Annotated in this window: 27 protein-coding genes; 13 read left to right on the plus strand and 14 right to left on the minus strand. The window is 63.3% G+C overall.

Features of this window, described 5'->3' with window-relative positions:
* The first annotated feature begins 74 nt into the window (after positions 1-74).
* The 7 genes from ACVJGD_RS14775 (at position 75) to ACVJGD_RS14805 (ending at position 7,909) form a co-directional block, all read left to right on the plus strand.
* Positions 75-344 carry an exodeoxyribonuclease VII small subunit gene (locus ACVJGD_RS14775; protein WP_027578943.1) on the plus strand — a complete coding sequence of 90 codons (270 nt, stop codon included), beginning with the start codon at positions 75-77 and terminating at the stop codon, positions 342-344.
* A 176-nt stretch (positions 345-520) separates the two neighbouring features.
* Positions 521-1,870, plus strand: a complete 1,350-nt coding sequence (locus tag ACVJGD_RS14780) for a hypothetical protein (RefSeq protein ID WP_456635026.1) — start codon at positions 521-523, stop codon at positions 1,868-1,870.
* Positions 1,871-2,228: 358 nt separating this feature from the next.
* Positions 2,229-4,154 carry a 1-deoxy-D-xylulose-5-phosphate synthase gene (gene dxs / locus ACVJGD_RS14785; RefSeq protein WP_456635027.1) on the plus strand — a complete coding sequence of 642 codons (1,926 nt, stop codon included), beginning with the start codon at positions 2,229-2,231 and terminating at the stop codon, positions 4,152-4,154.
* A gap of 25 nt (positions 4,155-4,179) precedes the next feature.
* Complete coding sequence (locus ACVJGD_RS14790; protein ID WP_456635028.1) at positions 4,180-4,749, plus strand: nucleoside 2-deoxyribosyltransferase; 570 nt, start codon at positions 4,180-4,182, stop codon at positions 4,747-4,749.
* Entirely contained in the window at positions 4,746-5,498 is a 753-nt protein-coding gene (locus tag ACVJGD_RS14795) for a TlyA family RNA methyltransferase (RefSeq protein WP_456635029.1), read from the plus strand. Before ACVJGD_RS14790 ends, ACVJGD_RS14795 begins: the two co-directional genes overlap by 4 nt.
* Positions 5,491-6,729, plus strand: coding sequence for a class I SAM-dependent RNA methyltransferase (locus tag ACVJGD_RS14800; protein ID WP_456635030.1), 1,239 nt, complete (start codon positions 5,491-5,493; stop codon positions 6,727-6,729). Before ACVJGD_RS14795 ends, ACVJGD_RS14800 begins: the two co-directional genes overlap by 8 nt.
* Positions 6,730-6,814: 85 nt before the next feature.
* Positions 6,815-7,909, plus strand: coding sequence for an Acg family FMN-binding oxidoreductase (locus ACVJGD_RS14805; protein WP_456635031.1), 1,095 nt, complete (start codon positions 6,815-6,817; stop codon positions 7,907-7,909).
* A gap of 98 nt (positions 7,910-8,007) precedes the next feature.
* Here the strand turns inward: ACVJGD_RS14805 and ACVJGD_RS14810 are convergent, their stop codons facing one another.
* Positions 8,008-8,853 (minus strand): DUF1194 domain-containing protein, encoded by an 846-nt coding sequence (locus tag ACVJGD_RS14810; RefSeq protein ID WP_456635032.1) that lies wholly within the window; start codon positions 8,851-8,853, stop codon positions 8,008-8,010.
* A 266-nt stretch (positions 8,854-9,119) separates the two neighbouring features.
* On the opposite strand from ACVJGD_RS14810, the gene clpS reads away from it, so the two are divergent.
* Positions 9,120-9,425 carry an ATP-dependent Clp protease adapter ClpS gene (gene clpS, locus ACVJGD_RS14815; RefSeq protein ID WP_456635033.1) on the plus strand — a complete coding sequence of 102 codons (306 nt, stop codon included), beginning with the start codon at positions 9,120-9,122 and terminating at the stop codon, positions 9,423-9,425.
* Positions 9,426-9,645: 220 nt separating this feature from the next.
* Here clpS and ACVJGD_RS14820 read toward each other — a convergent pair whose 3' ends face one another.
* The 6 genes from ACVJGD_RS14820 to fabI form a co-directional block, all read right to left on the minus strand.
* Positions 9,646-10,827: an adenylate/guanylate cyclase domain-containing protein gene (locus ACVJGD_RS14820; protein WP_456635034.1), complete on the minus strand. Its 1,182-nt coding sequence runs from the start codon at positions 10,825-10,827 to the stop codon at positions 9,646-9,648.
* A 23-nt stretch (positions 10,828-10,850) separates the two neighbouring features.
* Entirely contained in the window at positions 10,851-11,936 is a 1,086-nt protein-coding gene (gene aroC / locus ACVJGD_RS14825) for a chorismate synthase (RefSeq protein WP_456635035.1), read from the minus strand.
* Between the two features lie 262 nt (positions 11,937-12,198).
* Positions 12,199-12,729, minus strand: coding sequence for a GNAT family N-acetyltransferase (locus ACVJGD_RS14830; protein WP_456635036.1), 531 nt, complete (start codon positions 12,727-12,729; stop codon positions 12,199-12,201).
* A complete protein-coding gene (locus tag ACVJGD_RS14835; RefSeq protein WP_456635037.1) occupies positions 12,717-13,058 on the minus strand; it encodes a type II toxin-antitoxin system TacA family antitoxin in 342 nt (113 codons plus the stop codon). The genes ACVJGD_RS14830 and ACVJGD_RS14835 overlap by 13 nt, the downstream gene beginning before the upstream one ends.
* A gap of 66 nt (positions 13,059-13,124) precedes the next feature.
* On the minus strand, positions 13,125-13,724 hold the full coding sequence (locus tag ACVJGD_RS14840; protein ID WP_456640255.1) for a histidine phosphatase family protein: 600 nt from the start codon (positions 13,722-13,724) through the stop codon (positions 13,125-13,127).
* An 11-nt stretch (positions 13,725-13,735) separates the two neighbouring features.
* Entirely contained in the window at positions 13,736-14,554 is an 819-nt protein-coding gene (gene fabI, locus ACVJGD_RS14845) for an enoyl-ACP reductase FabI (RefSeq protein ID WP_456635038.1), read from the minus strand.
* Between the two features lie 184 nt (positions 14,555-14,738).
* Between fabI and ACVJGD_RS14850 the strand changes: the two genes are divergently transcribed.
* Together ACVJGD_RS14850 and ACVJGD_RS14855 are read left to right on the plus strand one after the other, a co-directional pair.
* Positions 14,739-15,230 (plus strand): sigma-70 family RNA polymerase sigma factor, encoded by a 492-nt coding sequence (locus tag ACVJGD_RS14850; RefSeq protein WP_454630775.1) that lies wholly within the window; start codon positions 14,739-14,741, stop codon positions 15,228-15,230.
* 77 nt (positions 15,231-15,307) lie between these two features.
* Complete coding sequence (locus tag ACVJGD_RS14855; RefSeq protein WP_456635039.1) at positions 15,308-16,081, plus strand: anti-sigma factor family protein; 774 nt, start codon at positions 15,308-15,310, stop codon at positions 16,079-16,081.
* A gap of 392 nt (positions 16,082-16,473) precedes the next feature.
* Here the strand turns inward: ACVJGD_RS14855 and ACVJGD_RS14860 are convergent, their stop codons facing one another.
* Together ACVJGD_RS14860 and ACVJGD_RS14865 are read right to left on the minus strand one after the other, a co-directional pair.
* Entirely contained in the window at positions 16,474-17,442 is a 969-nt protein-coding gene (locus tag ACVJGD_RS14860; RefSeq protein ID WP_456635040.1) for a DnaJ C-terminal domain-containing protein, read from the minus strand.
* A gap of 123 nt (positions 17,443-17,565) precedes the next feature.
* Positions 17,566-17,970 (minus strand): RT0821/Lpp0805 family surface protein, encoded by a 405-nt coding sequence (locus ACVJGD_RS14865; RefSeq protein WP_456635041.1) that lies wholly within the window; start codon positions 17,968-17,970, stop codon positions 17,566-17,568.
* Positions 17,971-18,093: 123 nt separating this feature from the next.
* Between ACVJGD_RS14865 and pdxH the strand changes: the two genes are divergently transcribed.
* Together pdxH and ACVJGD_RS14875 are read left to right on the plus strand one after the other, a co-directional pair.
* A complete protein-coding gene (gene pdxH / locus ACVJGD_RS14870) occupies positions 18,094-18,735 on the plus strand; it encodes a pyridoxamine 5'-phosphate oxidase (RefSeq protein WP_456635042.1) in 642 nt (213 codons plus the stop codon).
* Between the two features lie 118 nt (positions 18,736-18,853).
* Positions 18,854-19,606 (plus strand): SDR family NAD(P)-dependent oxidoreductase, encoded by a 753-nt coding sequence (locus tag ACVJGD_RS14875; RefSeq protein ID WP_456635043.1) that lies wholly within the window; start codon positions 18,854-18,856, stop codon positions 19,604-19,606.
* 107 nt (positions 19,607-19,713) lie between these two features.
* Here the strand turns inward: ACVJGD_RS14875 and ACVJGD_RS14880 are convergent, their stop codons facing one another.
* The 4 genes from ACVJGD_RS14880 to ACVJGD_RS14895 form a co-directional block, all read right to left on the minus strand.
* Entirely contained in the window at positions 19,714-19,932 is a 219-nt protein-coding gene (locus tag ACVJGD_RS14880; protein ID WP_225708647.1) for a hypothetical protein, read from the minus strand.
* A gap of 115 nt (positions 19,933-20,047) precedes the next feature.
* Entirely contained in the window at positions 20,048-20,254 is a 207-nt protein-coding gene (locus ACVJGD_RS14885; RefSeq protein ID WP_456635044.1) for a type II toxin-antitoxin system HicB family antitoxin, read from the minus strand.
* Positions 20,255-20,319: 65 nt separating this feature from the next.
* On the minus strand, positions 20,320-21,990 hold the full coding sequence (locus ACVJGD_RS14890) for a DnaB-like helicase C-terminal domain-containing protein (RefSeq protein WP_456635045.1): 1,671 nt from the start codon (positions 21,988-21,990) through the stop codon (positions 20,320-20,322).
* A gap of 384 nt (positions 21,991-22,374) precedes the next feature.
* Positions 22,375-23,352, minus strand: coding sequence for a magnesium transporter CorA family protein (locus ACVJGD_RS14895; RefSeq protein WP_456635046.1), 978 nt, complete (start codon positions 23,350-23,352; stop codon positions 22,375-22,377).
* Positions 23,353-23,697: 345 nt separating this feature from the next.
* Here ACVJGD_RS14895 and ACVJGD_RS14900 point away from each other — a divergent pair, with 345 nt between their 5' ends.
* A complete protein-coding gene (locus ACVJGD_RS14900; RefSeq protein WP_456635047.1) occupies positions 23,698-24,378 on the plus strand; it encodes a L,D-transpeptidase in 681 nt (226 codons plus the stop codon).
* A gap of 18 nt (positions 24,379-24,396) precedes the next feature.
* On the opposite strand, the gene ACVJGD_RS14905 is transcribed toward ACVJGD_RS14900, so the two are convergent.
* Positions 24,397-25,596, minus strand: a complete 1,200-nt coding sequence (locus ACVJGD_RS14905; RefSeq protein WP_456635048.1) for an extensin family protein — start codon at positions 25,594-25,596, stop codon at positions 24,397-24,399.
* Between the last annotated feature and the right edge of the window lie 57 nt (positions 25,597-25,653).

Genomic DNA, 25,653 nt, shown 5'->3' on the forward strand with positions numbered 1-25,653 from the left:
TCCGCAGAAAATTGCTTCGATTCTGCGCCGGGAGCGGGGCGCAGCCTTCAGAACGCGAATCGGGAACGCGAGTAATGGCCGAAAACACGACCCAAGTCGAAAACAACAAGACCGACGTCAAGAAACTCTCTTTCGAACGCGCGATGGAGGAACTTGAATCGATCGTCAAACGGCTTGAGGATGGCAAGGTGCCACTTGAGGAATCGGTCGCCATTTATGAACGCGGCGAGGCGCTGAAGCGCCGCTGCGAGGAATTGCTGCGGCAGGCCGAGGCGCGCGTCGACAAGATCACGACCGACGCCAGCGGCCAACCCACCGGAACCGAGCCGCTCGACGTGCAATAGAGCATGATCCGGAAAAGTGGAAACCGGTTTTCCGGAAAGATCATGCTCAAACAAAGAGATGAGATCATGATCCGATCCCGCTTGATCGGATCATGATCTACCCGCGACGCGGCGTCGCAATCATACGCACATTCGGCGAATCTGCCGATCTTCCCCAGAACCGGGCGAAATAGCTCTTGGCGCATCGCGCCGCCTGCTATAGTCCCGATCTCATCTGGGGACAGTACGTGCGCGTTCAGCACCGCCATATCATTTATATCCAGGGGTACGATCCGCGCGGCCTGGCGCAGTATTACCGCATGTTCAGGACTGAACTGCGGAAATTCAGCCGTCTTTACCAGCTATCGGCCACAATGAGCCGGCCGAAGGTCGCCGATGACGATGAGATCGCGTCCTGGACCATCGAGACCAAGGCGGCCGACTGGCAGACCCGCACTTCCTACGATTTCCTGCGGTTCGAGGATTTCATCCAGCGCGACCTCGCCGCGCCGATCTGGCGCACCGTGTTTCATGCTGTCTGGATCTACTGGGGGCTGGTCTTCACCGGCACGATCGCGCGCTTCACGCGGGCGAACTGGCGCTTCACGGCGTTCATCAGCTATCCGCACTTCATACTGCTGCTGGAGGCCTTGTGCACTGCGGCAGTCGCCTTCGTGTTCGAAAAGGGCCTCAATGCGATCGGCATCCCCGATCTCTTCAGTGTTGCCGCGGCAACCGCGATCTTTGTGGCCGTGCTCGGCACGGTGCTGAAATACACCGAAAACAACACTTACGTGCTCTATCTGCTGTCGGACACGATCTGGACCTGGGAGTTCTCGCACCGACAGCGTCCGGAATGGGACGAGCGCATCGACCGTTTTGCGCAGCACCTTATAAGGGTCGCGCGCACGAGCGACGCCGATGAGATCGTGCTGGTCGGGCACAGCTCGGGATCGTTCTTAGGGACGGAAATCCTGGCGCGGGCGCTGAGGCTCGACCCGCTGCTCGGCCGTCACGGCCCCCGCGTGGTGCTGCTTACCATCGGCGGCAATCTCCCGATCGTGGGCTTCCACAAGCTATCGCAGGATTTTCGCGACCATTTGCGGCAACTGGCGCTGGAGCCTTCGATCGAGTGGATCGACTGCCAGGCCCGCAAGGACGTGATGAACTTCTACCAGTTCGATCCGATCTCGGGCCACGGCATCGAACTCGGCGACGAAAGACGCAACCCGACCATCGTGCCGGTCCGCTTCCGCGACATCGTCAAGCCCGAGCACTACAATACGTTCCGCTGGCAGTTCTTCCGGGTGCATTTTCAGTTCGTGATGGCCAATGAGCGCCCGCATCCTTACGATTTCTTCATGATCGTGTGCGGTCCGGTGCCGCTGAAGGAGCGGATGGTATTCCCGGAGGCGGCGCTTGAGGTTGCCACGGGTGATCCGGTCGCCCGCGAGCGGGCTTGGCGGCAGATCGAGATGTGCGGCGCAAACGCCACGGGTACCGGGAATTTGCTCGGGTTGGAACCTTCCGCCCGCCGCCATGGTTGAAAAACCCTAGATCTTTCAATTCTCTCGCCGCCTGGCCCCCGGGAACCCGGCCCCTGCGGTGGCTTGGCTTTGCCGTTGGCTTTGGTGTAAAGCTTGCCGTTCTATGGCTGTTTGGCGGCAGTCTGCCGCTGATTTGGCGGCGGCGACCGGCTCCGAAAGGCTAACGAAATGGACCGGGACGGGTGAAGTTACCACGGTGATGCATATCACATGGTTCGATCCGGAGTGCATCTAGGCTTTCAAATCAGGCACCGGCTTGCCAAGGCGGCAACTGGCGTCTGGACTCTCACGGCGCAATCGATGCGCCCCCATCTCCGGTCGGGCCGCTGGCCCTGACCTCAAGAACTGGAATATCGCTGTGACCACATACAGTAAGACGCCGCTTCTCGACACCATCCGCACGCCCGACGACCTGCGCCGGCTCAAGGTCGAGCAGTTGCAGCAGGTTGCCGACGAACTCCGCCAGGAGACCATCGACGCAGTTTCCGTGACCGGGGGTCACTTTGGCGCAGGTTTGGGCGTGGTCGAGCTGACGACCGCGATCCACTACACCTTCGACACGCCGCGCGACCGGCTGATCTGGGACGTCGGCCACCAGGCCTATCCGCACAAGATCCTGACCGGCCGGCGCGACCGCATCCGCACGCTCCGCACCGGCGGCGGCCTGTCCGGCTTCACCAAGCGCAGCGAGAGCGACTACGATCCGTTCGGCGCCGCGCATTCCTCGACCTCGATCTCCGCCGGCCTCGGCATGGCGGTGGCGCGCGACCTCTCCGGCGGCACCAACAACGTGATCGCCGTGATCGGCGACGGCGCGATGTCGGCGGGCATGGCCTATGAGGCCATGAACAATGCCGGCGCGATGAACTCGCGCCTGATCGTGATCCTGAACGACAACGACATGTCGATCGCCCCGCCGGTCGGTGCGATGAGCGCTTATCTGTCGAGGCTCTATTCCGGCAAGACCTACCGTTCGCTGCGCGAGGCGGCAAAGCAGATCAACAAGCATCTGCCGAAGGTGCTGGCCAACCGCGCCAACCGCGTCGAGGAATATTCCCGCGGCTTCATGATGGACGGCGGCACGCTGTTCGAGGAACTCGGCTTCTATTATGTCGGTCCGATCGACGGCCATAACCTCGACCATTTGCTGCCCGTCCTGAAGAACGTCCGCGACATGGATACCGGCCCGATCCTGGTCCACGTCGTGACGCAGAAGGGCAAGGGCTACGGCCCGGCGGAAGCTTCCGCCGACAAGTACCACGCCGTGGTCAAGTTCGACGTCGCCACCGGCACCCAGGCCAAGGCCAAGCCGAATGCGCCAGCCTACCAGAACGTGTTCGGCCAGAGCCTCGTCAAGGAAGCCCAGAAGGACGAGAAGGTCGTCGGCATCACCGCCGCGATGCCGTCCGGCACCGGCATCGACATCTTCAACAAGGCGTTCCCGACCCGCACCTTCGACGTCGGCATCGCCGAGCAGCATGCCGTGACCTTCGCGGCCGGGCTTGCCGCCGAGGGCTACAAGCCGTTCTGCGCGATCTACTCGACCTTCCTGCAGCGCGGTTACGACCAGGTGGTCCATGACGTCGCGATCCAGAGCCTGCCGGTCCGCTTCGCGATCGACCGCGCCGGTCTGGTGGGCGCCGACGGCGCGACCCATGCCGGCTCGTTCGACAACGCCTATCTTGGTTGTCTGCCGAATTTCGTCATCATGGCGGCCGCCGACGAGGCCGAGCTCGTCCACATGGTCGCAACACAGGTGGCGATCAACGACCGCCCGAGCGCGTTGCGCTATCCGCGCGGCGAGGGCCGCGGCGTCGATATGCCCGACGTCGGCGTTCCCCTCGAGATAGGCAAGGGCCGCATCATCCGCGAGGGCAAGAAGGTCGCCCTGCTCTCGTTCGGCACCCGCCTCGCCGAATGCGAGAAGGCCGCCGACGAGCTGGCGGCGCACGGCCTCTCCGCCACCATCGCGGATGCGCGCTTCATGAAGCCGCTCGACACCGAGCTGATCCTGAAGCTGGCGCGCGACCACGAGATCCTGATCACCATCGAGGAAGGCTCGATCGGCGGCTTCGGCTCGCATGTGATGCAGCTCCTCGCCGAGAACGGCATGCTCGACGGCGGCCTGCGCATGCGCGCGATGGTGCTGCCCGACGTGTTCCTCGATCACGACACGCCGGCGGCGATGTATGCCCGCGCAGGCCTCGACGCCAAGAGCATCGTCGCCAAGGTGTTCGAGACCCTCGGCAAGGACTTCAAGACCGAGACCGTCAAGCTCGCCTGATCTCAGGCTTCCCGCGGATTCCGCGATGAAGATCTATCTGGCAGGTCCTGACGTGTTCCTGCCGGATGCGATCGAGATCGGACGGCGCAAGGCCGAGCTTTGCGCGCGCTACGGCCTGAGCGGGCTCTATCCGCTCGACAACGCGGTCGATCGGTCGGCGTCCGACGCCTCTCTCGTCATCTTCAAGGGCAACGAAGCGATGATGGAGGCATCCGACGCCATCATCGCCAATTTGACGCCGTTTCGCGGCCCCAGTGCCGACGCAGGCACGGTCTATGAGCTCGGCTACATGGCGGGGCGCGGCAAATTGTGCCTCGGCTATTCCAACGACCCCGCGTCATATGCAACTCGCGTGGCGCGCCTATATGAAGTGACGACGTTGCCCGACGGCGACCTGGCCGACGGAAACGGCCTCACTGTGGAAGAGTTTGGCTTGCCCGACAATCTGATGATGATGCACGCGCTCGACCTGCACGGCTGCCCGCTGGTGACGCCGAGGACGGCACCAGCGGATATCTGGCACGATCTCACCTGCTTCGAGGCTTGCGTCCGCCTTGCGGCGGACCACGGGCGAAAGACGGGCCGGAGCCGATGAAGAAGAGCGAAAGCGGAGAGGCCCCGCGCAAGCGCGCGGATGTGCTGCTGGTCGAGCGTGGCCTGTTCGAGAGCCGGGCGCGGGCGCGCGCTGCGATCGAAGCCGGGCTCGTGATCGCCGACGGCAAGCAGGTCGCCAAACCCTCCGACACGCTTGCGCCCGATGCAACGCTGTCGGCGGAGCCCGCGCATCCCTATGTCTCGCGCGGCGGCGTGAAGCTTGCCGGCGCGCTGGAGCAATATCCGATCGATATCGAAGGTCATGTCTGCCTCGATGTCGGCGCCTCGACCGGCGGCTTCACCGAGGTGCTGCTCGCGAACGGCGCGAGCCTGGTGTTTGCCATCGATGTCGGGCACGGCCAGTTGCATCCGTCGCTGCGCGGCCATCCCAGGGTCGTGTCGATGGAGGAGACCGATATCCGCTCCTTCGAGGGCAAGCGGCTGCCGGCGCGGCCGGATGTCGTCGTCATCGATGTCAGCTTCATCTCGCTGAAGCTGGTGTTGCCGGTGGCGCTGTCGCTGGCGGCGGCGCCGATGCATATGCTTGCGCTGATCAAGCCGCAATTCGAGGCGCAGCGGAAGCATTCGCGCCGCGGCATCATCCGCAACGCCATGGTGCATCAGGAAATCTGCGACGACATCGCAGCCTTCGCGGCCGCCCAGGGCTGCACCGACATCCAGGTCTTCCCGTCCCCGATCACCGGCGGCGACGGCAATATCGAATTCTTCCTCGGCGCGCGCCGTGGCTGAACGGCTCGTGATCGACCATGTCGGCCATCGCGGCGACGGCGTCGCAATCGAAGGCGGCCAAGCGATCTACGTTCCTTATGCGCTCGCCGGCGAGGCGGTCGAGGTTGCCGCCGTTCCCGGCCATCCCGACCGGCGTCGCCTGCTCCAGGTCGAGCGCGTCAGTCCCGAGCGCATCGCGCCGTTCTGCCCCCATTTCGGGCTTTGCGGCGGCTGCGCGATCCAGCATTGGGACAATGAACGCTACCAGGCCTGGAAACGCGACCTCGTCGTCGAGGCGCTCGCGCAGGCCAAGGTTGCGGCCGAGGTCGCCCCGCTGATCGACGCCCACGGCCTCGGGCGCCGCCGCATCACGCTTCACGCGCGGATGGGCACGCATGAAGTGCTCAAGGTCGGCTTCGCCGCGGCAAGCTCGCACGACATCATTCCGGTCGATCGTTGTCCGATCCTCGATCCCGGCCTCGGCGGCGCGCTCGATGCCGCCTGGGCGGTCGCGGAGCCGTTGATAGCGATGGGCAAGCCGCTCGACATCCAGGTGACATCGACCCTCAACGGCCTCGATGTCGACGTCCGCGGCTCGGGCGCCCTGCCCTCGACGCTGATCGCTGCACTGTCGCGCATCGCCGAGCAGCATCGCCTGGCGCGGCTGACACGGCATCGCGAACTGGTGCTGATGCGCGCCTCTCCCGCCGTGATGATCGGTACGGCCCAGGTGATCCTGCCGCCGGGCTCGTTCCTGCAAGCGACCGTCGCCGGCGAGGAGACGCTGGCGCGGCTCGTCAGCGATCACTGCCAGCGCGCCAAGCATATCGCCGACCTGTTCTGCGGTGTCGGCCCCTTCGCCCTGCGCCTGGCGACGAAATCGCGGGTCGCCGCCTTCGACAGCGACGCCGGCGCGGTCGCGAGCCTGCAGAAAGCCGCGACCTCGACAGCGGGCCTGAAGCCGGTCAAGGCCGAGCCGCGCGACCTGTTCCGCCGTCCGCTGGTGCCGCAGGAATTGCGCGACTTTGACGCGGTCGTGTTCGATCCGCCGCGCCAGGGCGCGCAGGCGCAGGCGACGCAGCTCGCCGCAAGCAAGGTGCCCACCGTGATCGCGGTGTCCTGCAACGCCGCGACCTTCGCGCGCGACGCAAAGATCCTGATCGACGGCGGCTACAGGATCGAAGGCGTCACGCCGGTCGACCAGTTCCGCCACACGCCGCACGTCGAGCTGGTGGCCAAGTTCAGGAGATAGACGGCGAGCTCTTGACCTCGATCAACGGCTTCGGCTTCCGGTGGGGCTAACTGCTTCCGTACAAAATTTGGTTGGAAGCGGGTCGATGCTCATCGACAGACGACAGATGCTTGGAACCGCGCTCGGTCTTGGCGCGGCGGCAATCATAGGCCCATCGTCACAGGCAGAGGCAGCAGCAATGACGTATGAGGAGGCCGCCAGCATCATCAGAGCGCCGTTGCGGTCTACGCCGAGAAACCGAGAACTCGCGCGCTTTGCGAGCCTGGCAGCCAACAGCCACAACACACAGCCCTGGGCCTTCACCGCGACTGCCAACAGAATCGTCATCGCGCCGGACTTCACGCGGAGATGCTCTGTGGTCGATCCGGATGACCACCACCTCTTCGTCAGCCTGGGCTGCGCCGCGGAAAATCTCGTGCTCGCCGCCTCAATGCTCGGGCTGAAGGCGAATGCAGTCGTCGAGGGCGACGAGATCATCATCGATCTGGAAGCCGCATCCCCTGCGAGATCGCCACTCGCGGAGGCGATCGCCGTTCGCCAAAGCACGCGCGCGACCTACGACGGCAAGCCCGTTTCATCAGAGACGTTGCGGTTGCTGGAGGGCGCATGTCGGGAGCCTGGCGTCTCGACCATCATGATAAGCGACCGTGCCAGGATCTCAGGCGTCGCCGACTACGTCGTTCAAGGCAACTCGGCCCAGATGCGCGACAAGGCGTTCATGGACGAACTGCAACGCTGGATGCGGTTCAGCGAAGCGGATGCCATGGCGGCGATGGATGGACTGTTCTCGCGCTGCTCGGGAAATCCCGCGCTTCCCGCCTGGATTGCTCGGCCGCTGCTCGGCCTCTTCTTCACCGAGAAAGGGGAGAACAAGAAGTATCGCGAGCAGATCGAGAGCTCGGCTGGCGTTGTCGTCCTCGTGGCTGATGCCAGCGACAAGGCCCATTGGATCGCAATCGGCCGCGCCTGCCAGCGCTTCGGACTGCAGGCGACTGCGCTCGGACTCAAATATGCGTTCATCAATCAGCCGGTCGAGGTGGCGGCGGTCCGATCCCAATTCGCCTCGTTCCTGGACCTTGGCGAGCGGCGCCCCGACATCATCATGCGGTTCGGCACAGGCCCCGATCTGCCAAACTCCCTGCGTCGGCCATCGGAACAGGTGCTGCGCGAGATGTCGTAGAATCGTAGGGTGGGCAAAGCGAAGCGTGCCCACCAATTCAGACGTGTTGCGGATAGATGGTGGGCACGCTTCGCTTTGCCCGCCCTACGGACGAAAATCTACCTTCCCCACCTGTCCTGCCAGATCTTTTCCCCGATCATGCAGCTAACACGCGACTCCTTCTCGGCGATCGGGACGACCTTGGGCGTGCGGCCGGCGACTTCCATCAGCAGCTTGGTGCGGATCGCTTCCTTGAATTTGTCGCGCTCCTTGATCGTCACCACGAACGAGCCGGGACCGCCGATCACGCAGTCCTCGTAATACTGGTCGAGGTTGTCGATATCCATGGTCGAATAAGACGGCTCCTTCACCATGATCGGCAGGCCGTTGATGACGATGCCCTTCTCCAGCGCCGCGTCGCGCGCGGTCGTGACCGGCGCGCCGTTGTTGTTGGGGCCGTCGCCGGAAATGTCGATCACGCGCCGCAGGCCGCGATACGGGTCGTCGTCGAACAGCGGCACTGCGAAGTTGATCGCGCCCGAGATCGAGGTCCGCGACGCCCGGCGGATCGGCGTCTTCATGATCTCGGCGGCAACAGCATCCGCGGTTTCCGGACCGTCGATCAGCCGCCAGGGAATGATGATTTTCTGGTCAGAGGACGCAGCCCATTCGAAATAGGTCACCGCGATCTTGCCGTTCGGTCCGGCCTTCAATGCCTGCAGGAATTCCTTCGATACGATCGCCTGGGCATAGCCCTCGCGCTGGATCGCGAGTTCGTCCATGTCCATGGAATAGGAGACGTCGACCGCAAGTATCAGTTCGACATCGACGGTGGGGTTCGCGTCCTTCTCCGCCACCTGCCGGGCGCCCTGGTTGCCCGGGCCCGGCGCGGCGATGCCGGCCCGATCGCCGCCGGCGAGCCAGCCTGCGACAAGCACAACCCCGATCGAGACATACCAGCGCATGAGCTGCCCTCCCGTCGAATGTCAACGATGGTGACACGCAAACTGCGCCGCGCAAAGGGCGAACATCATTTGTCCTTCACATTCAGGTTAGCCTTCCGTCTAGATTTGAAGTCCGGCCTTGTGCTCGCCCCGATTTTGGCGAGGTTTTGTCGTCCAGCCGCGATCGTCCCGCTCCTGCAAGGAGCCTGTGCAAAAACCGCCGGTTCCAGGAGCGCCGGGAAGGCGATATTCTGCCGCGTTCGCAGAGCAGCAGGAAGTGCCGCGCCATGAGCGACACCGTCACCACCCCGAAAACCAGGGTCAAGACCAAGGTCGAGCGGCCGCGCCTGCACAAGGTCATCCTCGTCAACGACGACTACACGCCGCGCGAATTCGTCGTCACCGTGCTGAAGGCGGAATTCCGCATGACCGAGGACCAGGCCTACAAGGTGATGCTCACCGCGCACCAGCGCGGCGTCTGCGTGGTCGCGGTGTTCACCAAGGACGTCGCCGAGACAAAGGCAACGCGCGCCACCGATGCCGGTCGCGCCAAGGGCTATCCGCTGTTGTTTACGACCGAACCGGAAGAATAGGCCGCGGCTAACCGCGAGTTGGCTTCACCTCTCCCGCTTGCGGGGGAGGCGTAGGCCGCCTTCGGCGGCCGTTCTTAAAGAACGCCGAAGCGAAGCTTCGGCTATGGCGTAGCGCCGGGTGGGGGCTCTCTCCACACGGAAAGTCCCATCGCGGGGACCCCCTCACCCCGGCCCTCTCCCGCAAGCGGGAGAGGGAGTGCAGCTCCCGATCCCGTCAGGCTCAAGCCAGAGGTGCCTCGTCCATCAGGCCGTAGACGCGCTGGGCCTTTGAGAAGCCTGCGATCGGAAATTCGCCGAGATCATCCCAGCCGCCGCTGCAGATGCCGGCAAAGCCTTCGGAGGCCACGACGGTGCGGCCAAGCCGGCCGGCGATCTTCTCCAGTCGCGCGGCAAGATTCACGGCGCGCCCGATACAAGTGAAATCGAGCCGGTTGCCACCGCCGACATTGCCGTAGAGAATCGTTCCGACATGCAGCGCAACGCCGAAACGGAAACGCTCGACGACGTCGCCGACCGGATATTGCAGCGCCTCGATGCTGGCGCGGGTGTCCTGCGCGGCTTCCAATACGTGCGAACAGACCTGTTGCGCGTCCCCGACATACTCATCGATCGGGAAAACCGCGAGCAGTCCATCGCCCATATATTTCAGCACCTCGCCATTATGGGCGCGGATCGAGGCGACCTGGCAGTCGAAATAGCGGTTGAGCATGTCGACGACGGTTTCGGCGGGGAGCCGATCCGATAGCGCCGTGAAGCCGCGCAAGTCCGACAGCCATATCGCCGCGTGCATGGTCTCGCCGTGCCCGCGCCGGATCTGACCGTCGAGAATGCGCGTGCCCGCGCGGTTGCCGACATAGGTGTCGAGCAAGGTCGCGGCGACGCGGCGAAGGCCGATCACCTCGATCAGACGCGTCAGCGCCGGCAGGACCGATCGCAGTGCGGAGAGCTGGTCGTCGGTGAAACCGCCCGCCTGCTTGGTGGTCCAGCTCGAGGCATGCGTGCGACCATCGATGAATTGCAGCGGGATCGCCACATAGTCGGTCACGCCTTCCGCGCGCATGTCGTCGAGGAAGGGAAATCGCCGGCTCTCGGGATCGTCGATGCGGCACCGCACCTCCTTGCGCTCGCCAAAGACGATCGCAAGCGGGCTCGCGATGAACTCCGGCGTTTGCTGAATGTCGAAATCGACCGAGCCGACGACGACGGCCTCGCCGGGCTTCCAGATGAAATTGCGCCCATAGATTTCGGGGTGCAGCGTCCGGATGAAGAATCCGACCCGCCACAGCGGGATGCCGGCCGCGACCAGGCGCCCGCACAATTCCGAGATCATGTCGGTGACAACCGGCGTCGACCTTGCGCCGTCGATCAACCAGTCCGCGATCCCCCTGATGTCGATCTGCATCGCGGCCTTGCCCTTGTCAGGTTCTATCCGACCTGTCCCCGGTGCCGCAGGAAATGATCGGCGAGCACGCAGGCCATCATCGCCTCGCCCACCGGCACGGCACGAATGCCGACGCAGGGGTCGTGGCGGCCCTTGGTCATGATATCGGTCTCGGCGCCGCTGCGGTCCACGGTCTGCCGCGGCGACAGGATCGAGGAGGTCGGCTTCACCGCAAAACGCACCACCACCGGCTGGCCGGTGGAGATGCCGCCCAGGATGCCGCCGGCGTTGTTGGACAGGAAACGCACGCCGTTATTGCCGGTCCGCATTTCGTCGGCGTTCTCCTCGCCCGACAATTCGGCCGCGCCGAACCCGGCGCCGACCTCGACGCCCTTCACCGCATTGATGCTCATCATCGCGGCCGCCAGCTCGCTATCGAGCTTGGCGTAGATCGGCGCGCCGAGCCCGGGCGGCACGCCTTCGGCCACGACCTCGATCACCGCGCCGATCGAGGAGCCCTTCTTCCTGATGCCATCGAGATAGTCTTCGAAGAACACCGCCTTGTCCTTGTCCGGACAGAAGAACGGGTTGCGGCCAATCTCGTCCCAATCCCATTTGTCGCGATCGATCTTGTGGGGGCCCATCTGCACCAGCGCGCCGCGGACCCTGATGTCCGGCAGGATCTTTCGCGCGATCGCGCCGGCGGCCACACGAGTGGCGGTCTCGCGCGCCGAGGAGCGGCCGCCGCCGCGATAATCGCGCAGGCCATATTTGGCTTCATAGGTGAAGTCGGCATGGCCAGGGCGGAACTTGTCCTTGATCTCGGAATAGTCCTTCGAGCGCTGGTCGGTGTTCTCGATCAGGAGCGCGATCGGCGTCCCCGTCGTCACCTGCACACCGGTCTCCGGGTGGGCCATCACGCCGGACAGGATCTTCACCGCATCCGGCTCCTGGCGCTGGGTGGTGAAGCGGGACTGGCCCGGCCGACGGCGGTCGAGATCGTGCTGGATGTCCTCGACTGCCAGCGGGATCAGCGGCGGACAGCCGTCGACCACGCAGCCGATCGCGACCCCATGGCTCTCGCCGAAGGTCGTGACCCGGAACAAATGGCCGAAGGTGTTGTGGGACATTGTCGATTGGTGCTCGTTGTAAACTTACTGCCACGGCGTCAGCTATTGCTACGTGGTAACGCGCGCAGTCGGCAGCGTCAAACTCCGGCCGTCATGCCCGGGCCTGTCCCGGGCATCCACGCCCTTCGTTCCGCGCCGCCAACACGTGGATGGCCGGGACAGGCCCGGCCATGACGGCGGAGCGCGCTGCGCTCCGTTGGCCTACTGTTTCCCGCTGCCGCTTCCTTTGCTTCGCTTCACCCATCGCACGGCTCACCACGAACTAGCTGAAGGCCGCGACTACGGTTTCGATAGGCAGGAACAGAGTGCGGCTGTCTTCCGGATATTCAATGAACTCGGCGCTTCTCATGTAGAAGCGCTTCGCTGCCTCATCCTTCGCATGCACCAGCACCGCCCCAATGCCGATGCTTTGCGAGGCGACTGCAATACGGCGAAGCGCGTCCGATAGGACGTCCGCGCCGAGCCCCTTGCCCGCGTGGTCGCGGCTAACTGCCAATCGCCCAATGACCGATACCGGAATCGTGTCGGGCGCATTGCGCCGCACCCTACCCGGAGCCGCCGCGCGCTCTACCGCCCCGGCCGAGATACAGAAATAGGCGACCACCCGATCGCCTTCGCAGACAACGTAGGTGCGCGAAAAGCGGCTTTCGTTTTTCAAGGCTCGATGCCGCAGCCAGTCGTTCAATGCAGGTTCGCCGCAGTCGAAGTCTGAAAGATCATGCTGGGCACTCAAGGGAACAGGGGCGGATAATCTGGGTGCGGAGCGTTCCGATGCGTCCTCTACTTCTGCCATACCGGCGCTCGGCGTAGCAGCGACCGCAGTTTCGGACCCGGCGCGGGAGGATTGTCGAGCGCGTGCAGGAAGGCATCGTAGCGTTTGGAATCAAGTACGAACAAACGCTGGTCGAGCAACACGTCAATTGCTTGCTGCCGGGCGGTCTCGATCATGAACTCCGTACGCGTCTTGCCGAGGATCGCTGCTGCGTCATCGATAAGCCGTCGGGTATTGGCCTCGATGCGCAGGTTGATGCTGCCCTTCGTATCTGCACCGGACGAGCGCTCGGCAACAGCAACGGTCGCATCTCCCAAGCTTTCCGAGGATGACGAACGGTTCTTTGGCATTGACAAAATATGGGCCTTCGTATCTACGATGTCAATACGACGGCGCGCCGTGCTTTCGCGGTCGGATCAGCTATATTTTCGCAAGTATCCGTCGCGAAACACGTAGACGGCGCCCTGCTCGATGTAGAGGTCTGCGGCGCTATCGGGGGTTTCGATCCCGAGCGACACCATCAGGGCGCGGCAGGTGCCGCCATGGGCCACAGTGACGGTGTCGACCAGGAGGGAGTCGTACCAGTCGCGCATCCGGAGCTGCACCGAGGCGTAGGTCTCCCCGCCCTCCGGCGCCATCGTCCATTTTGCGGTCTGGCGCCTGGCGTAGAGTTCGGGATCGGCGAGTTGCATCTCCGCCAGCGTCGATCCTTCCCAGACGCCGTAACCGATCTCGCGCAACCGGTTGTCGAGCGAATAATCCCCAGGCGGCAATTCCAGCACGCCGCGCGCCAGCTCCATGGTCTGGCGCGCCCGTCCAAGCGGACTCGAGACGAAGGGCAGCGACGACCTGTCATGCCCGTCGCGCGCGAGAAGGTCGGCGAGCACATGGCCGGCGTGGGAGGCCTGCGCGCGGCCGCGATCGTTCAGCGGAATATCCAGGGTGCCCTGCAGCCTGCCTTCCGCGTTCCATGCCGTCTCGCCATGGCGGATGTAGTAGATTGTCGGCATCGGTATCGAGGCAGCAATTATTCCTTGGCGAGCGAAATGTCAGGCGCATCGGGACGCTTCATGCCGACAATGTGATAGCCGGAATCGACGTGATGCACCTCGCCGGTGACGCCGCGCGCCAGATCGGACAACAGATAAAGTGCGCTGTCGCCGACCTCCTCGATCGTGACCGTGCGCCGCATCGGGGCGTTGTATTCGTTCCACTTCAGAATGTAGCGGAAATCGCCGATGCCGGAGGCCGCGAGCGTCTTGATGGGACCCGCTGAGATCGCGTTGACGCGGATGTTCTTCTCGCCGAGATCGGCGGCCAGATAGCGCACGCTCGCTTCCAGCGCCGCCTTCGCGACGCCCATCACGTTGTAATGCGGCATCCACTTCTCGGCGCCGTAGTAAGTGAGCGTGATGATCGAGCCGCCGCCGGTCATCAGCTGCTCGGCGCGCTGCGCGATCGCGGTGAGCGAGTAGCAGCTAATCAGCATGGACTTGGAGAAATTCTCCGCCGTGGTCTCGATGTAGCGGCCGTCGAGCTGATCCTTGTCCGAGAAGGCGATCGCATGCACGACGAAATCGATCTTGCCCCACGTCTCGCGGGCAACATCGAACACCGCGTCGATGGTCGCAGCATCAGTGACGTCGCAATGGCCGAGCAGGAGCGCGTTCAAATCCTTTGCCAGCGGCTCGACCCGCTTCTTCAGCGCATCGCCCTGCCAGGTGAGCGCAATCTCGGCGCCGGCGTCGTGGCATGCTTTGGCGATGCCCCAGGCGATCGAGCGGTTGTTGGCGACGCCAAGGATCACGCCGCGCTTGCCCTGCATCAGACCCGATTTCTGTGCCATCCGCTGTCCATTCTCGCGTTGGATTTGGTATTCGGAGGTACACCAGCGCTCCACCGCGGTACAGTCAAATCCGCTTCCAGCCAACGCTGATTTGGCCAAGTCGTGATCGACGGAATAGTCGTGTCATTTAGGTGTTATGTTGGGTAAGGCGTCCGAGCCGAGCAGGGATGAAGATTCCGGTGTCATGACCGCGTTCCGGCAGAGTGTTGAAGCCATGATCCCGGCGCTGCGCCGCTACGCGCGGGCGCTCGCGCGCGATGCCGATATCGCCGATGACCTGGTACAGGACACCTTGGTGCGAGCGCTGCGCTCGGAGCGGCTGTTCCTCGGCGGCGACGTCAGGAGCTGGCTCTATACGATCCTGACCAACCTCAACAAGAACCGCCGCCGCTCGCTGGCACGGCGGCCGCAATTCATGCCGCTGCTGGACAACAATCCGGACGCCAGCGGCACCGAGGCCGAAGGCCGCGACATCGCCCGCGCGCTGGCGACGCTGGTGGAGGAGCAGCGTGCGGCGCTGCTTCTGGTGATGCTGGAAGGACTGAGTTACCGCGAGGTCGCCGACATCCAGGGCGTGCCGATCGGCACCGTGATGTCCCGGCTTGCGCGCGCCCGCGCCCACGTTAAAGCCTTCCTCGAGGGCGAACGCACGACGGCGCTGAGGCGGGTGAAATGATGGCAGGCGTGGTGCATGGCCATGACATCAGGTTCAGGCGATTTTTGATTGTTGAGGATTAGACAGAGACCACTGCGATGAGCAACCCCAGGATTCCCGTCACCGAGGACGAGCTGCACGCTTACGTCGACAACGAATTGCCGGCGGAGCGCCGCGGCGATGTCGAGGCGTGGCTGGCAGCGCACCCGGATGACGCCGAGCGGGTGCGGTCGTGGCTCGCCATGGCCGACGTGCTGCACGCGCGCTACGATTCGGTCGCCGACGAGGCGGTGCCGAGGCGGCTCGAGATCGAGCAGCTCGTGCGTCAGCCGCGCAAGCTGGTCTATGGCGCCATCGCCGCGACGCTGGTGGCGTTCATCGCCGGCGGCGGCATCGGCTGGATCGCGCATGGCGCAGCAGCCTCGCCTTCGCCGCTGCAGAGCTTCACGCTCGATGCGATGGACGCGCACCGGCTCTATGTCGTCGAGGTCCGCCATCCCGTCGAGGTGCCCGGCGATGAACGCGCCCATCTGCAGGCCTGGCTGACCAAGCGCTGCGGCTGGGAGGTGCGCGCGCCGGATATGTCGGCGGCGGGATTGAAGCTGGTCGGCGGCCGGCTGCTGCCCGGCCCGACCGGGCGGCCGGCCTCCTTCCTGATGTATGAGAGCGCCTCCGGCGAACGCTTCACGGTCTACGCCTCCAAGGCGCAGGCCGAGACCACGCAGATGCGTTACGCCACGCAGGGCAATGAAGGCGCGCTGTTCTGGGCCGACCGCGGCGTCGGCTATGTCGTCTCTGGCGGCAGCGACCGCAACCGCCTGACCCAGATCGCGCAGGCCGTCTACGACCAGATGGAAAAGAACGGCGGCTGAGCCGGTACAATCGTCGCCGACTACCGGCGAGAAAAAAGGGCCACCTGCTTAAGCAAGCGGCCCAAGTCTAGGGAGGAAACGCCCAAGGAGGGCTGCGACGGCGCCACGCGCCATCGCACAGCGTTATGTAGTTCGCGTACGGTGATTCGAAAGACCGGGCGATCCCGGGTTTTGCGAAAACGCCCGCATTTCGCGGAGTTTCGTGATCTAACGGCCACACTTCCCCGATGTCCCAATTCCGTCATCGAAAATCTGGAATAAGGACATCGGCGCGTCTCAGAATCGCACCGGATGTTCCCGCGTTATCGCGCAGCGCTCGATCCGCCGATCGGCGCTCGCGGCCTCGATTGGGGTTTGGTACAGCGCTGGTCCCCCTCTCGAGGCCGCAACCCTCAGCCAAGATCGCTGCGGGGATTGTAAGGATGCTGGTCGCGCCACTTCTGCATCAATGCTTCCAGCTCGGCATCGTTCCCATCAGGCAGGATGATGCGCGTGGTGACGTAGAGGTCGCCCGCGCCGCCCGACTTCGGCAGGCCCTTGCCCTTCAGCCGAAACGTCCGCCCGCTTGAAGTGTTCTTGGGGATCGACAATTCGACCGCGCCACTGAGCGTCGGCACGCGGACCTTGCCGCCCAGCACCGCCTCGTACAGCGTAATCGGCAGCTCGACCCGGAGATCGGTGCCATCGACCTTGAAGAAGGGATGCGGCGCGATCGTCACGGTGATCAGGAGGTCGCCGGGACGATAGCCGGGCGCTGTCTCGCCCTGCCCCTTCAGCCGGATCTGCTGGCCGGAGCTGACGCCGGCGGGAATCTTGACGTTGAGTTCCTTGCCGGTCGGAAGGCGGACGCGCTTCTCCGCGCCCTTCACCGCTTCCTCCAGCGACACCGTCATGGCGACGCTGAGGTCGAGGTCGAGGCCGACACCGCCAGTATCGAACTCAAACTGGGTACCGCCGCCCCTGCGCGCACGCCCACCGGCGCCGAACATGCTGTTGAGGATGTCCTCGAAGCCGCCCGCGCCACCTTCCATGCCGCCAGGGCCGCTGCGGAACGTATAGGTTTCGAACCCGCCCGGACCGGCATGGCCGCGCGGGTCACCACCCCCAAAGCCTCCGCCGGAGAAGCCCTGGAAGCGCGGCTTGCCCTCGGCATCGATCTCGCCGCGGTCAAACTGCTTGCGCTTGTCCTCGTCGCCGACGATCTCGTTGGCCGAGTTGATCTCGGCGAAACGCGCGGCCGCCTTCGGGTCGTTCTTGTTGTTGTCGGGATGATGCTTCTTGGCGAGCTTGCGATAGGCGCTCTTGATCGCGGCAGCGCTGGCGCCCCGCGGCACCCCCAAGACCTCATAGGGGTCGCGCATCCGTCACGTCTCCTTCACGGGAAATCAGACCTGAAATTTTCGGGCTTGTCGCCCACTTTGGTGTCATTTGGGGACGCAGTGGCATTTTTGCAACTGCTTTTCGGTGGATCAGGACCGCCAGGGTCAGGATCGCCAAGGTTTCAGCGTATGGATCTCCCACCGTCCGCGCCCGGTCCGGCAGCCGGCGCCCTGCAGCCAGCTTTCGGTCCGGCCGTTGACATAGCTCGCCAGGAAATCCCGGCAGGTCCGTCCGTCCTCGGCGGCGTATGCCTGCGATAGCGGCGTCACCGAGCCGCGCGCGCCGGTCTCGGGATTTTCCCAGCCCTGGCTGGAATCCTTGTCGCCCCTGGTCAGCACGTCGGAGGCGGCATTGCGGGCAAAGGCGAGGTCGCTGTCGGTCGGCGCCGATGCCTTTACCTGGCTCGAGCCGAGCGCACCCGTCAAGTCCCTGTGGTCCAGCCGGGCGAAACTGTCGCCGCGCGACAGGGCGCAGCCGCCGGCCCCTAGGCCGATTAGAACCAATGTCATCACCGTCCCCGCCGGGCGGATCGCCGATAGGCCAACGCGTCCCCATGCCCTATATAAGGACGTCCTATATAGGGCGAGTAACGCGCGCTCTGACGCCGACGGACGCAACGCTGGACTCCTGACATGACAGACACGACCTCCATCAAACACCCGACACCGTTAACATCGGGTGATTTTACCGCCGCGGAGGAACCGTTTGCGCTGTTCGCCGAATGGTTTGCCGAAGCCTGCAAATCCGAGCCGAACGATCCCAACGCGATGGCGCTCGCGACCGTCGATGCTGAGGGGCTGCCGGACGTGCGGATGGTGCTGATGAAAGGCTATGACGCGGATGGTTTCGTGTTCTACAGCCACATTGCCAGCGCCAAGGGCCGCGAACTCGCCGCAAATCCTAAGGCCGCTTTACTATTCCACTGGAAATCGCTGCGCCGGCAGGTGCGCATCCGCGGCAACGTGTCGCCGGTGAGCGACGCCGAGGCCGACGCCTATTTCGCGACGCGCCCGAAGCAGGCGCAGCTCGGCGCCTGGGCCAGCAAGCAGTCGCAGCCATTGGAGAGCCGTTTCGCCTTCGAGCAGGCGATCGCGAAGGTCGCCGCGAAATACATGATCGGCGAAGTGCCGCGCCCGCAAGGATGGAGCGGCTGGCGCATCGTGCCTGTCAGCATCGAGTTCTGGCACGATCGTCCCTATCGCCTGCACGACCGCATCGAATTCCGCCGCGAAGGCCCGGGCCAAGCCTGGTCCAAAGTAAGGCTTTATCCGTAAGACTCAGACCGTCATGGCCGGGCTTGTCCCGGCCATCCACGTCTCAGTTTCGAGCCAGTCCGACGACGTGGATGCCCGGCACAAGGCCGGGCATGACGAAGAACGAGAGAACCGTCCAATGCCGAACCCATCGAACGCGCCGCGGCGCACGCTGCTCCTGACCGGCGCCAGCCGCGGCATTGGCCATGCCACCGCGATCCGCTTCTCCTCGGCCGGCTGGCGCGTCATCACCTGCTCGCGGCACGCCTTTCCGGAAGTCTGTCCGTGGGGCGCGGGACCGGAGGATCACATCGAGGTCGACTTCGGCGACCATGACGACACCGTGCGCGCGATCTCGGAGATCCGCAGGCGGCTGGAGAACGACGAGCTGCACGCGCTGGTCAACAATGCCGCGATCTCGCCGAAGGGGCCGGGCGGAGCGCGGCTCGGCACCATGGACACCGATATCGACACCTGGCTGCATGTCTTCCGCGTCAACTTCTTCGCGCCGATCATGCTGGCGCGCGGGCTGATCAACGAGCTGAAGACCGCCAAGGGCGCGGTGGTGAACGTCACCTCGATCGCGGGCTCCCGCGTGCACCCGTTCGCGGGCGCGGCCTATGCCACATCGAAAGCGGCGCTCGCGGCGCTGACGCGCGAAATGGCTTCCGATTTCGGCCGCGTCGGCGTCCGCGTCAACTCGATCGCGCCGGGCGAGATCGACACCTCGATCCTGTCACCGGGCACCGAGAAGATCGTCGAGCAGCAGATCCCGATGCATCGCCTGGGCACGCCGGACGAAGTCGCCAAGATCATCTATGTCCTGTGTACGGAAACCAGTTCCTACGTGAACGGCGCCGAGATCCACATCAATGGTGGCCAGCACGTCTAGGACCGGCGATCGCCGGGAACAGACGAGAGCACCAAGCAATCCAGACCGTTTCCGCCATCGACTTCTGGATTGCTTTGCTTGCACTCGCCAAACGGCCGTCCTGGCCGTCAATCCGCGTAGAACTTCCGCGGCTTCTCAACCGCTCGCAACGCGCTGGTGTTGAACGCGCTGGAGCACTCGTCTTCGTTTTCGCCATCGAGCAGGGCAGCGCCGCAGTGACGGCAGATGCGCGGCGATATCGCCTGCATCTTTCCGACCATGCGGTCCTGCTGATAGCGCGCGAAGTCGATGATGTTACGCCGTGGCGTTATGATCTTCTCAACCATTGCTGTCCTCCGGCTTGAGGCCGGGGGTTATCGCAGCAAAGTTTCGCTCAAACGTTCAGCGCAACACTCAAATTTTAGCGGAGGATTCGCGGAGGAATTGCGGCAGCTTTGTTGCCTATGTTTCGACGTATTCAGCGATGCTTGTCGGCTCTGGAACCGCAAGACCGTCTGCCCGCAATCCCTCGAGATGGAACCGAATCGCTTCGCGAATTTCGTTCTCAACATTCGCGACCGTATCACCTGTGGCGACGCAGCCTGGCAAATCTGGAACATAGGCGGAATAGTTGCCGTTCGCCTTCTCGATCACGACCGCGTAGCGCATCAACCCGCTCTCTTCAGCTCGGCCGCCAGCAGCGAGCTCACGATCTTCTGTGCCCTTGAGAAAGGTTACATCAAGTCCTGAAAGCAGCCATTGCCGGGATTAAACGCGAACTCAATGACACCGGTCGGGCCGTTTCGCTGCTTTGCGATGATCAGCTCAGCTTTCCCGTACGCCAAATCAACTTGGTTGATCCAATTCATATGCTCGTATGATCCGGGCGCCGGCTCCTCTTGGAATAAATAGTAGTCATCTCGATGGAGGAACATAATCACGTCGGCATCCCGCTCGACCGCGCCGTTATCATCGAATTCGTCCAATCGAGGCCGCTTGTCCTTCCGGGCGCTAACTCTTGACGGCAATTGAGCCAAGATCAGGACGGGAATGTTGAGGCTCTTGGCGAGCCCCTTAAGCCTTCTGGTGATCTCAAACGAACCAGCCTTTGTTTCACCGAAGTTTGTTCGAGCTGCGCTTCGAAGTAGATCGAGGTTATCGACCACAAGGAGGTCAAGACCCCTTTGTTCCTTAAGTCGATGGGCCCGAGACACAAGTTGCTCGGCCGAGAGGACGGCTGCGTCATCGATGTAAAACGGTAGATTTTGGAACTCGATCGACAGATCTCGAATAAGTTCGAATTGCTTCTCGGTAATTGCGCCACGCCTGATCGTGTCTACAGGAATTCCGCTCTGTTGGGAGATGACGCGTGAGGCGATCTGTTCAGCGGACATCTCAAGCGAAAAGAAACCAACGATTCCTCCCTCCTCCGCTCGACTGGTCTTTCCATCGTGCGTCGCAGTTCTCCAGGATTTTGCAATGTTGTAAGCGATGTTTGTAGCAAGTGCGGTTTTTCCCAACCCGTGCCGGCTGGCGATGACTATCAGTTCCGCTCGCTGAAGCCCCGCAATCTTGCGATCAAGGTCTCTGAAGCCGGTGCTTAAACCAGCCCCTGGTCGCGCGAATGCACGCGCAGCAGCATCCACCGCTCCGATCAACGCTTTCGAAATTTGACTTAAGCCCACATCTGGAGGGCTTGAGGGAGCACCACTCGCTTTGGCTTGGACCGGCAAAGTTACGATCGATCCGACAGCAGTCTTGTATTGGACATTCGCATAGCTTTCGAAAAAGTCCGTGCCTAGTGGTCCCAAAACGAAGCGCTGCACCCATAAGGGGGGACGACCAATCATTTCGCTTTGAGGCAGGTGCCCCGCTCGCGAGGCATCTCTGCGAAATACGAGCCTAGGTACAGCATCTATTGTCCCGACGATGCTGTTGTCGAAAATGTAAGATTGATCCGACGAGCGAATTGCTTGTTGCAGCAGAGTCATCGTCCGCAACCAACGATCCCTAATCTTCTCCTTGGGAACGTCGTGCCCTCCTTGGGCTACGCGAAGCGCGACGCGCTCAACATTCGTTTGGGGGTCATCGGTGCCGATAAAGTACAACAGCACGCGATAGCCGGCCTCCTTAGCTCTCACCAGGACTTCTATCTTAGAAGGATGAGACATTACCGTCTCAAAGCTAAAGCTGCGACGAGTCTTTATGCAGGCATCCCTTCGCTGATCCGCGATCGCCTGCGCACGTCTAGTGCGCTCATCAGCCGCCCCCTCCAGCTCGGCTGATATGTCGTCAGGATTGATGTATTCGCCTAAATCTATGCCCTTCCGGAGAAGGTGCTGGACCAATGTCGTCTTGCCGGAGCCATTAGGCCCAGCAATCATCAGCAGGAACGGCTCGTCCAAATGCTACCCCGATGGGCTTCTACGCTACGGATCGCCCAGACTTCTTAGAATTTGAAATATTTTTATCGTGTGGGATTTCAGCGACTGGCCCCAAATCTTCGATGTGCCCATCCGGATAGTATCGAATTCGGCGACCATCCCTCGAACCGGTCACAGGCAACCCGGCGGCGAACGCCTGTTGCGTGGCCGCTTTCCAGGCTTCATCACCCAGGCCGCCTAACTCCGCCGGGGTCAAATCGAGAACGCTCTTTTTCATACAATGATAATACCACAAAAACTCAACAAAATAGGGTCAGTGACGAAAAATCGCTGGGCGGAATTTGAACTTCCGTTCACGCAGACCGACCCGACCACGGATTTGCCAGCCGGACGGCGCTCCCGCTCCTACAGCCACTTCTTCCATTTGAAAATCCAGTACGGCACGATCGCCGCGATCAGCATCATCACCAGTGCGATCGGGTAGCCGTGCGGCCAGTCGAGTTCCGGCATCAGCTTGAAGTTCATGCCGTAGATCGACGCGATCAAGGTCGGCGGCATCAGCACCACGGCCATCACCGAGAACAGCTTGATGATGTTGTTCTGCTCGAGGTTGACGACGCCGAGCATGGCGTCCAGCACGAAGGTGATCTTGCTGGAGAGATAGGAGGCGTGGTCGGTCAGCGAGGCGACGTCGCGCTGCATGGTCTTGAGCTGCTCGCGCATGTCCTTGGACCATTTGACGCCTTCGATCACCGCCGACATGAAGGTGACAACGCGACCGATCGAGACCAGGCTTTCACGCACTTTCGAGGTCAGGTCGCCCTTGCGCCCGATCTCGATCAGGATCCGCGAATATTGCTTGGCATGGCCGTGCCGCTCGCTCTCCGGCTCGAAGATGTCATGGGAGACCTGGTCGATCTCGGAACCGCAACGCTCCAGGATGTCGGCGCAGCGATCGATCACCGCGTCGAGCAATTCCATCAACACCATCTCGCCATTGATGCTGGGCGTGCAGGACCGCCCAAGCTTGGCCTCGACCAGCGCGAACGGTTTCGGCTGGTCGTAGCGCACGGTCACCAGTCGATGGCCGGCCAGGATGAAGGTGACCGCCGTGGTGCGGGGCATGTCGGTGTCGGAATGGCACATCAGCGTCGCGGTCATGTAGCGCGCGCTGTTCTCGATATAGAGCCGGCTGGAAATCTCGATCTCCTGCATGTCCTCGCGGGTCGGCACCGCGATCCCGGCCAGCCGCTCCACGGCGCGGTCCTCCTCCGGGGTCGGCCTGACCATGTCGATCCAGACCGCGTTCTCCGGCAAGGCCGCGACCTCGGTGGAAATCACCTTTTTCAGCGCGAAATCAGCAGGAACGAACACCGACAGCATCAGCAACTCCGGAACCGGGCACCGGCGCACCCAACAGGACTAAACGCGATTCTGGCAAGGGCTTCATGACCGGCGCATTAACCGCCTATCCATATTTGTGGCGGAGAAATGGCTCCGGCGCGGCCCGGATTTGGCAACCGTTGCTGATCTGCACAGAAATCGGCCGCCGGTGGTAGGACTTGCGGCAAAAAAGCCACAGCAGAGGTCCCGCAACGCGGGATAGGTCTCTAAACGCTGGGAATAGCGGCAGGTTTCGGCGATAATACGGTCAATGAGATGATGGAATCGTGGCGATTGGGGCGCATTTTCGCGCTGCGAACGCGGGTTTTCAACGGAAGTGCACCAATGTCGTCGCTGAAAGTTACGCTGGGTATTCTGGCCGCCGGCCTGATGCTGTCGGGTTGCATGCAGGCCACAACTTACGAGGCGACCAACACCGCCAACTTCAAGCCCCGCGACAAGGAACTGCTGGCGAAGACCACCTACGCCAAGGTTCCGGTTGCCGAGCCGTTCCGCCGGGCGATCGTGGATTATCACCGCAAGGAAGCGCCGGGTTCCATCGTGGTCGATTCCGACAACCACTACCTGTATCTGGTGCAGAACAACGGCAAGGCGATCCGCTACGGCATCACGGTGGGCGAAGAAGCCATGGCATGGTCGGGCATTGCCAAGGTCGGCAGCAAGACCGAGTGGCCGGCCTGGCATCCGACCCCCGGCGAAATCTCCCGGCTCGGCGTTCCGACCTATGTCGCGCCGGGACCTGACAACCCGATGGGCTCGCGCGCGCTCTATCTGTACTCCGGCGGCAAGGACACGCTGTTCCGCATCCACGGCACCAACCAGCCGGAATATATCGGCGCCTCGATTTCCTCGGGCTGCATCCGCATGACCAACGAGGACGTCATCGACCTTTATGACCGCGTCGGTGTCGGCACCGTCGTGGTCGTGCTGGAGCCGAAGCACGGCGACTCGCCGTTCAATTCGAAGATGGCGCTGCAGGGCGGCGGCAACGCCATGGTGCAGTAGTTCGCGCGCGAGACGCGATCAAAAGCGCCGGCTTTGCCGGCGCTTTTTTGTTGGCTGCGGCTTGGTCGCTGCACGTTTTGACTCCGCCGCGTCGGACTTGCCGGCATCCGACTTCGTTTTTTCCGACCTCGTAGTCTCCGACTTGGACACATCCGACTTGGCGTCCGTCTTGGCGTCTGTCTTGGCGTCCCTCTTGCCGTCCATCTTGGCGTCGGTCTTTGGGTCATTCTTGGCCGCGACCTCGCGCGGCGGCGCTTCCTCGGGGCGCTCGGCAGGCAACAGCGGGGCGACGGCCGGCAGCGGGTCCAGGACATCCCACTGGCAGATCCGATAATTGTTTCGCCGCTCCATCCGGTCGAGATGGATGTGGTCCTCATGGTACCCGTCGGAACCAGGGCCCAGCACGGTCGTGAAGCGGGTGCAGGCCGAGTGCAGCACGCTCTCGCGCAGATCGCGCGGCACGGTGCGGTCTGTCAGCGAGATCGAGCGGCCGTTCGCGAGCTTGAAGGCGCGGACATCGAGCGCATTGGCGCGGCCATGCTCGGAAAGCTGCGCGCCGGGGACGCCGTTGCGGCCGCGGCATTGGAAGGAATCGAGATTGTCGAGATCGCTGACGCTGCTGCCGAGCGCGGCAGCCAGCGGCGCGATATCGGTCCGCACCCAATCGGCGATGGCGGTCGCCATGGTGCAGCGGAGGATCGCCGCCGGCTTCACCGCAATCTTTCGCTTGTCGGGCAGCACAATCGCCTCCAGCCGCACCAGATCCTCGCCGCCGCAGGCGCCGGGACCATGGATGTCGGGAACGCTTGGCGCGACGGCGATCTCGTCCGTCAGCGCCTGCCGGCAGGCTGAGGGCTGCGGCGCAGGAGCCTGCTCGGGAGCCTTGTCGTCGGGAGCCTTGTCGGCGGCTTTGCCATGGTCAGCCGGCGGCGCCTTTTCGGCGGCTGCGGGCGCCTCAGGCGGCCTCGCGGCAGGCGCCTCGGCCGGACGCGGCTTTGGCAACGGCACCACCGCTGCCCGATGGACGGCCCGATGCGGCCTTGGCCGAGGCGGAGCGAACAGGTCGGCGAAAGGAAACGGGACCGACCTGCGGGCAGCCACAGCCGGTTCGGCCAGCGTTCCGAGCAACAGGGCTACAGCGGTAACCAGTGCCATTCCGGTGCGGCCAAACGCGCCACAAGTGGATTTTCGGCTTGCTTTCTCCGCGCTACAGTTCATGTCAATTTCGTGATTGAGCGGCTGGCCACACTGTTCGGCTGGCGGGTCATGCGAGGG

Source organism: Bradyrhizobium sp. USDA 10063 (genome assembly GCF_054063735.1).